This window comes from Paenibacillus popilliae ATCC 14706 (assembly GCF_000315235.1).
Taxonomy (GTDB): Bacteria; Bacillota; Bacilli; order Paenibacillales; family Paenibacillaceae; genus Paenibacillus_B; species Paenibacillus_B popilliae.
On the sequence record NZ_BALG01000192.1, the window covers coordinates 1 to 6,297 of the forward strand.

5 protein-coding genes and 1 pseudogene are annotated in these 6,297 nt (G+C 59.6%); 1 reads left to right on the top strand and 5 read right to left on the bottom strand.

From position 1 onward, the window contains the following. From PPOP_RS13120 to PPOP_RS13140, 5 genes are all read right to left on the bottom strand, one after another. Positions 1-1,079: AAA family ATPase (locus tag PPOP_RS13120; RefSeq protein WP_006286968.1), on the bottom strand; the 1,079-nt coding region annotated here is incomplete at its 3' end. Further along, positions 1,076-2,410, bottom strand: a complete 1,335-nt coding sequence (locus tag PPOP_RS13125) for a metallophosphoesterase family protein (RefSeq protein WP_006286969.1) — start codon at positions 2,408-2,410, stop codon at positions 1,076-1,078. The genes PPOP_RS13125 and PPOP_RS13120, both read right to left, overlap by 4 nt. Before the next feature lie 91 nt (positions 2,411-2,501). Beyond that, positions 2,502-3,635, bottom strand: coding sequence for a glycosyltransferase family 4 protein (locus PPOP_RS13130; protein ID WP_006286970.1), 1,134 nt, complete (start codon positions 3,633-3,635; stop codon positions 2,502-2,504). Between the two features lie 82 nt (positions 3,636-3,717). Continuing rightward, positions 3,718-4,476, bottom strand: a complete 759-nt coding sequence (locus PPOP_RS13135) for an ABC transporter permease (RefSeq protein WP_006286971.1) — start codon at positions 4,474-4,476, stop codon at positions 3,718-3,720. Continuing rightward, positions 4,473-5,414: an ABC transporter ATP-binding protein gene (locus PPOP_RS13140; RefSeq protein ID WP_006286972.1), complete on the bottom strand. Its 942-nt coding sequence runs from the start codon at positions 5,412-5,414 to the stop codon at positions 4,473-4,475. Before PPOP_RS13140 ends, PPOP_RS13135 begins: the two co-directional genes overlap by 4 nt. A 333-nt stretch (positions 5,415-5,747) precedes the next feature. Between PPOP_RS13140 and PPOP_RS13145 the strand changes: the two are divergent. Beyond that, a pseudogene (locus tag PPOP_RS13145) lies at positions 5,748-6,194 on the top strand (IS256 family transposase); the annotation flags it as partial. Between the last annotated feature and the right edge of the window lie 103 nt (positions 6,195-6,297).

Sequence of the window (6,297 nt, forward strand, 5' to 3'; positions counted from 1 at the left end):
CCCCCCGCCGGGAGCCGTTCGGCTTCCGCCTCGGTCTCGGCAGCCGTCTCTTGCCAGTGGCGGATCGTATCCGCCTGCCGGGCCAGGCGGTGAGCCTCGGACGCGAGCGCCAGCAGCGCCTCCTGCGGACGCAGCGCGGCGAGTCGCCGTTCCCATGCGGCCCGCTGCTCCTTCGCGCGGGCGAGCGCCGCCTCCGCCTCGGCCAGCCGGCGCTCGTTCGCCTCCCAGCGCGCCGCAGCGTCGGGCGGCCAATCCGCGAGCGGAGGCAGCCCCGCCAGCGCTTCGCGCGCCGCGACGAGACGCACCCACGTCTGGCTGACATGGGCGGCGCGCTCCGTCAAAGCCAGCGCCTCGCGGACGGAGCGGCGTGAAGCGGCAGCCGCGTCAAGCCCGGCGTCCACTTCTGCCAGATGCGCTTCCGATTCGACGAGCCGCGCTGCCTGCGCCTGGCCCTCCCGCCGTGCCCGGTCCGCCCGGTCCAGCGCCTGCAGCGTATGCGTCAGCTCCTGCGAGCGGCCGCGCGGCTTATACAGCTTGTCCGCCTCCTGCTGCAGCCACAATTCGGCCTCGGCGACCTGGCGGCCGCCCCCGAGGCCGGTGTCGTACAGGAAGGCGCCTACCTCGTCTCCCTGGAGCGCCTGCAGTTCATGGAGTTCATCCAGCGTAATCGCGAACAGACGCCGGAACAACTCCCCGTTCAGTCCACCCAGCAGCTCCGTCTCCAGCGCGGGCTGGGTCATCCGCTCCAGACGCCCGTCCGCCCCCCGGCGATGGATGACCGTCTGCATGCTGCCGTTCCGCTCCAGACGCTCGATCCGCCATTCCTGTCCACGATCATCCTCCACGGCGAGCCGCCCGCCGTAGACGCCGCCTTCCGCGGGCTCATAGCGGCCTGCTGCGCCGCCGCGCTTCGAGAAGCCGTACAGCATCCCTCGCAGGAAGGCGGCAATCGTGCTTTTCCCCGCCTCATTCGGTCCGAGCAGCAGCGTAATGCCGCCGGGCTTCCCCGGCTCGGCCAGCTCAAGCTCCAGATCGCGGAGCTCGCCGAAGCCGTTCACATGCAGATGCAGCAGCCTCATGATATGCTTCCTCCTTCATGCAGCGCTTCGAGCGCCAGCAGCATCGCTTCCTTCAGCCAGTCTGCCGCCGCCTCCTCCGGCTGATCGGCCAGCCATTGGCGAAGCCGGGGCTGCGCCGGGAAGGCGCGAAGCGCTTCAGCCAGAAGCTCGTTCCACAGCGCGCTATCCTGCCTGCCCCGGTCCGCCAGCCGGACCAGATCGCCGAGGAAGCTGTCCGACTCCATCCAGACGGCCGGATCCAGATCAGGACGGCACCGCACGCAAACCTTGGCGATCCATACCCCGTCCGTCGAACCGGAACGCTCCATCCGTTCCAGCTCCTGCTCGTTGGCCGCAGCCGCCCACTGCTGCTCCAGCGAATGGCGCTGCAGCTCGCGGTAGAGCGGCGTGCGTCCGACGAGCGTAAGACGCGCGAAGACGAGGCGACCGCCGCCTTGCTGGCGCAACCCGGCCAGCACCGTGTCGAGCCGCTCCATTACCTGCTGCATATCGGCGAGAGCCGCGATATCGACGGCCTCATCAGACCAGCGGATCTGATCGAGCGGCGCGAAGCGCAGCGACACGTGACGACGCTCGTCCACCTCGACGACATATGCGCCCTTCGCTCCGGTCTCCTTGACATGCCGTCCCTGCGTATTGCCAGGATAGACGAGGTACGGGGACGCATGGAGTACTTCCCGGAGATGAATATGACCGAGAGCCCAATAATCGTACCCGGCAGCAATAAGCTCCCGCTTGGAGCAGGGCGCGTACGGATCATGGCCCGGCCGCCCGTCAACCGTCCCATGCAGCATGCCGATGCGGAACAAGCGCGCCCGTTCCGGCAAGCCGTCCGCCGCTTCGGGGGCAAGCGCCTTCTCCGGCTCGGACGGATAACGCACGGCCAGATTATCCCGCACCGCGGACTCACCGTAAGACATCCCCGCGATCACCGCGAGCGGCGTTCCGTCAGCGCCGCGGGCCAACGCCGCGCCGGGGGCGCCGATGCCGAAGACGGTCACGTTGTCTGGCCATGCCCACTGCACACCTTCATGCAACGGATCATGATTGCCGTGAATCAGATAGACTGCGATCCGGTGCGCCGCCAGCCGTTCCATTCCCCGCTGGAGACGCCACTGGGCCTTGAACGACCGATCCTTGCCGTCATACAGGTCGCCGCTGACGATGACGAACGCGACCTGCTCCTGCACCGCCAGATCCACGAGCGCGTCCCACGCGGCGAAGGTCGACTCGACGACGCGTGAGCGCAGTGAAACCGGCAGATCCTTTAAGCCCCGAAACGGGCTGTCCACATGCAGGTCTGCCGCATGTATGAAGCGAAACGCATTCAACTTCCTCTCTCCTCTCCTCATCGTGCGCGTTTGCCCGGCAGATGGCCGCCTAGCGTTCGCATGGCTGGATGGACATTCTCCGGACGGCAAATCAATCCGCCTTGACGCGGAAGCGGAGATAGATCCGCTTCAACTCGTTCACGACGCCGCTCAGCGAGTAATCCTGCTTCGCCTTCGTCCAGGCCGTCCGGGACAGCTCATAGCGGAACGCCGGGTCCGTCATGACCCGATCCAGCGCCGCAGCGAGCGCATCCGGATCGTCGGCGGGCACGAGCAGCCCATTCACCCCATCGGTGATCTGCTCGGCGATGCCGCCGACACGCGTACCCACCAGAGCAAGCCCGCACAGCGCCGCCTCCGCGAACACGGAACCGAACGCCTCCGCGCGGGATGGCAGCACGAAGATGTCCGAGAACGGCATGAATTCCTCTGGATGGAGCATATAACCATAAAATATCGTATCGTCATAGATACCCAGCTCCTGTGCGAGCCGCTCCAGATCCTCGCGGATCGGACCGTCACCGATAATGTGGAGCACATAAGGACGGCCGCACCGCTTCAGCTCGGCGCAAGCTCGGAGCAGCACGTCGAGTCCCTTCGCTGGGACAAGCCGGCATACGACAATGAGCTGGGGCACTTCATTCTCATGGGCAATCGGCCGGAACCGCTTCTCGTCAAAGCCGTTCGGCAGCACCTCGATCCGCTCCGGGCGCTCGATGTAGGGCGCCAGATCATGGCGGAACGAATTCGATACCGTCATCATCAGATCGACATGCGCTTCCAGTTCCCCGTACATGGAGGTCAGGAAGCGGAACTCCGGTCCGTCCAGCTCAATTTTTCCGTTCAGAAGCAACTCCCGCTCATAGCTGGAGTGAACCGTCAGAATGACCGGCGTCTCGGGGAAGAGCCGCTTCGTCACCCAGCCGGCAATCGGATGATGGGCATGGACAAGATCATAAGGGGAGGTGATTCGCCGTCTCGTCCACCATATGTAATCGCGAATTGTCTGCATATATTTGACTACGATCGGAGAATCGCCGTATGCTGTCCAGTCGAAGGTCGCGAACGCAATCTCTTCCTGCCCTTTGCCCCGCAGCCGCTTGGGCAGCGAGAACAGCTCCATCTCCCATCGGGGGAGCTGGAACCGGTCTTGTATATAGGGAACCATGGAGGACACGCCTCCCGGCTGTTCCGGTGGAAAAAACAACGCCTGCAATATTTTCATGCCAGCCTCCTTCCCGTTGCTTTCGCTTTTGAGCAGAAGCACCCCTGCCGGAACGAATGACGGCAGGGGCACTGTTCATCTCTTACTGCACATCGCGCTTCTGGAAGACGAAGAACGAGATGGCGAGCAGCACGGCAAAATATATCGCGTACATCATGAGGCTAAAGCCCAACGTCGCTCCCTTATAAGGCAGTGTGCCTTCCCCGAAGTAAGGCCCCCAGTTCAAATGCGGGAATACCAGCCATTTGTACCATACCTTCTGATACAACACCATCGAGACGGTTCCGGCGAGCATCTGGAAAATGATCGGCAGCGCGATGGACAATCCTAGACTCCGGGTCAGAATCGCAATCATGAAGGACAGCGTCATCTGAAAGGCCGCTTCCGAATAACCAAGGAAGAGCGACACGCCCGAATCCATCAAGGAAGCGTCCTCTGCGGACAGATTGAACAGCGCCGCCCCGACACCCAATCCAAGCAGGAAAATGATCATATAGGCCGCGAACAATACGAGAATTGCGTTCACCCATTTAGAGGCCAGGACAAGCGAGCGGCTGGCCGGCCGGATTAACAGTTGCTTTATCGTGCCATCCTTGAATTCGTCCGTAATCGTCTGCGCCGCGACGATGACAATGAAGATCGTGGTCAGCGGCCGAGCGATGAACACGAACGTATCAGCAAATTGCAAATAAGACATGGGCTCGTCCTTGAACACGAAAAACCGGATGACGACGCCAAGCAGCACCGCCATCAACGCGAGAAAAATATAATAATACGGGGCCTGCCGCTTGCTATTTGTCTTCATCCACTCATTCTGGACGAGTGAGAAAAAGTAGCTCATTCGATCCGGCCTCCTTTCGTCATCGTCAGGAAGGTATCTTCCAGCGTCGGCGCCGAGGTCCGGACCTCATAGATCGCAATCCCCGCATGGACAAGCTTCTCGACGACCTTCGGAATGTCGTTGTGCATCACGTTCACCGTGAAGCCGGAACGCGCTTCGTCCCGGGCCGCCTGCCAATCGGTCGCAGCAAGCGCCTGCAGCGCTTCCTCGGCCCGATCCACCTCCAGATAAATCGTGGTCGGCAGCGCTTCCGCCACGTCCGCGGATGCATTTAGTTCCCGCTCCCCTACGAATTTGCCGCTCTGGATGATGACGACCCGATCACACATCAATTCGATTTCCGAGAGAAGATGGCTTGATACGAGAATCGAGATGTTCTCCTCGCGCGCCAAGCGGCGCAAATAGTCGCGAAGCTGCCGGATGCCGGCCGGATCGAGCCCGTTCGTCGGCTCGTCCAGAATCAGAATCGAAGGATCATGAAGCAGGGCCTGCGCAATGCCGAGCCGCTGCCGCATCCCAAGCGAATAGTTCTTCACCTTTTTGTCTATCGCATTCTCGAGTTCGACGAGCCGCACGATTTCCTCGATCCGCTCCTCGCTGATCGATTTGCCGCTCAAGCGGGCAAAATGAAGCAGGTTTTTGTATCCGCTCATAAATTCGTACAACTCCGGATTTTCGACTACCGCCCCGACATGGGTCATCGCTTTGACCCGGTCGGTCCGAATGTCATGACCCTCAATCCGGATTCGTCCCGACGTCATGGACATCAGCCCGACGATCATGCGGATCGTCGTCGTCTTGCCAGCGCCGTTCGGGCCGAGGAAGCCATAGACTTCTCCGCGCCGCACGCGGAACGACAAATTGTCGATAATCGTTTTCCCCCGAATTTTCTTCGTCACGCCTTCCAACTCAACAACCGTATCATCGGTGCCTTGCATCGAATCTCACTCCTTCCATAGTACATCTGCTTTTGTTACTTCATCTCTCTTACTTTACCGGATTCTTCCCTTCATTCCAACTACGGAATTTTAACATAGAGGGTTTACCTTTTTACCTGAGGTCAACTCCATTGATGTTAATTATCTAACAACTGATGACATCTCCCTGTAAATGATATGATATGACAATGGTGTAGTTACTGTATATATTGCTAGTGCTGGCAATGTAATGATTTGGTATCAGAGCAGTGTTCCAGCTAAAGACTCTGATTTTTTGAACCAAACTTTAGCGGATGCTTGGAAGACAACAAAAACCAAAATGAGTTCTGGAATCATCAGATTTGCAATTCAACGCGCGATGTGTCCTACAAGGACCTAAAGAAGGTCACCGCCGATCTGAAGCCGATCTACAAGGCCAGCACGGGAGAAGCCGCACTTGTAGAACGGGATCGCTTTGAAGAAGTTTGGGGAACGAAGTATCCGCTCATTATCCGTTCCTGGCGCAACAATTGGGATGAGCTCGCGACCTTCATCAAGTATCCGCCAGAGATTCGTAAGTTGATTTATACCACGGGCATCATCGGGAGCTATCATCGCCAACTTCGCAAAGTGACCAAGGGCAAGAGCATCTTTCCGTCCAATGAAGCGTTGCTCAAGATGCTCGATCTCTCGACGATGGATGTTGTCCGCAAGTGGACCGGTCGGGTGCAAAACTGGGGTCAAATGCTCCTCCATCTCTCCGTCTTCTTCCCGGATCGAGTCGGACAGCATTTATGCTAAGGGGCAAAATGGATCGGCTACACTTAGTTGGACAACAAAAATAAGGGCTTGTAGAATAAAGCTATTATCTTAAGGAGCGGATCGTCTACAATGCCAAAACAAC

Excerpts from the sequence above, each read along its gene's own strand:
- PPOP_RS13130 (WP_006286970.1), bottom strand. The coding sequence starts at position 3,635 with ATGAAAATATTGCAGGCGTTGTTTTTTCCACCGGAACAGCCGGGAGGC.
- PPOP_RS13135 (WP_006286971.1), bottom strand. The coding sequence starts at position 4,476 with ATGAGCTACTTTTTCTCACTCGTCCAGAATGAGTGGATGAAGACAAAT.
- PPOP_RS13140 (WP_006286972.1), bottom strand. The coding sequence starts at position 5,414 with ATGCAAGGCACCGATGATACGGTTGTTGAGTTGGAAGGCGTGACGAAG.